The sequence below is a fragment of the Vibrio sp. 1562 genome, from assembly GCF_033340155.1.
Classification (GTDB): domain Bacteria; phylum Pseudomonadota; class Gammaproteobacteria; order Enterobacterales; family Vibrionaceae; genus Vibrio; species Vibrio alginolyticus.
Genome location: NZ_JAWOVY010000211.1, coordinates 1 through 821, shown reverse-complemented (window position 1 = coordinate 821; position 821 = coordinate 1). Strand labels below are relative to the sequence as shown.

Annotated in this window: 1 protein-coding gene; it reads right to left on the bottom strand. The window is 46.2% G+C overall.

What is annotated here, in order from left to right; genetic code table 11:
* Positions 1-101: 101 nt before the first annotated feature.
* Positions 102-785: a tRNA (guanosine(18)-2'-O)-methyltransferase TrmH gene (gene trmH, locus R7Z49_RS24210; protein ID WP_005478720.1), complete on the bottom strand. Its 684-nt coding sequence runs from the start codon at positions 783-785 to the stop codon at positions 102-104.
* Positions 786-821 lie beyond the last annotated feature (36 nt).

Genomic DNA, 821 nt, shown 5'->3' with positions numbered 1-821 from the left:
GGTTAACATAGCAGTATGTTAACCATGGAGCTGTGTTTTTGTACAGGAAAAACTATAAGAAGTGGCGTAGAAAGCGAGGGCTTTCAACGTTATGTTTCAGCTTAAGCTTTTTGCATCTCTTGCCACCACGCCTCATCTGCGATGATTTGACCTTCATCGTCGAGTGGCGGGTATTCCAGTTTTTTGCGTTTCGCTACTTTGGCAAGCACTGGGTGACCACGTTCAAATAAGATGCGATGAATGGTTTCTTTTGGTAGTGCGCTTTCTTCTCGATCATACATGCCTGCCGCTTCACGTTGGCGTTGCGCTTCATACAGAATAACTGCGCTGGCGACCGAAACATTCAAAGACTGCACCATTCCAATCATCGGAATAATGATGTCTTGATCGGCGAGTTTTTTCGCTTGTTCAGACGCGCCAATTTTTTCACTCCCCAGGATGATTGCAGTCGGTTTGGTGTAGTCGATTTCACGAAAATCGACCGCGGTGTCCGATAAGTTGGTCACCAATACTTGCATGCCTTGGGCTTTGAGCTCGGTAATGGCGGTTTCAATCGAGTTGTGAGTTTCTACTTCAACCCAGTTACGAGCACCTGCAGAAGTGTGGGTTAAAGTGCGCATTTTATCAGGCCAGATAGCATGAACTTTGTGTAAGCCCGTGGCGTCAGCCGTACGAATAACGGCAGAGACGTTGTTAGGTTTGTGAACCTCTTCTAGGCACAAAGTAAGGTCGGTTTGGCGTGCTTTCAGCACCTGATGGATACGGTGGTAACGTTCTAAATTCATAGTAAATAAATAGGGTATAAAAAAATCGCCACCCAG